This is a genomic window from Paenibacillus pasadenensis DSM 19293, assembly GCF_000422485.1.
In the GTDB taxonomy this organism is placed as follows: domain Bacteria; phylum Bacillota; class Bacilli; order Paenibacillales; family Paenibacillaceae; genus Paenibacillus_O; species Paenibacillus_O pasadenensis.
Genome location: NZ_KE383862.1, coordinates 1 through 492, shown reverse-complemented (window position 1 = coordinate 492; position 492 = coordinate 1).

Genomic DNA, 492 nt, shown 5'->3' with positions numbered 1-492 from the left:
AAAATCGGGTTGCAGAGTCGGTCCAGCGTGTTCGAGGTGCTGCAACCCGACAAAACCGGGTTGCAGCACTCAGGACAATGAGCAACTCGGCTCGAACGAATGCCCGAACGGCGGAGTTACGCGGAAAAACCGAGTAACTCGGGGCGAATGTGCGTCCGGATGAGGGAGAAACGCGGAAAAATCGAGTAACACGGGTTGGATGTGCGTCCGGATAGGGGAGATACGCGGAAAAACCGAGTAACTTGGGTCGAATGTACGTCCGGATGGGAGAGATACGCGGAAAAACCGAGTAACTCGGGTTCAATGTACGTCCGGATGGCGGAGTTACGCGGAAAAACCGAGTAACTCGGGTCGGATGACGTCTGGATGAGTTAAGTCCATATAATTGTGTAAAATGCTCCTGACCATAAAAAGGAAAGCCATGGTAGGACTCTCGGTTAGAATGGAAGTTGTCGAGACCAACATTCCAAGGAGAGTGCCTACACATGACTC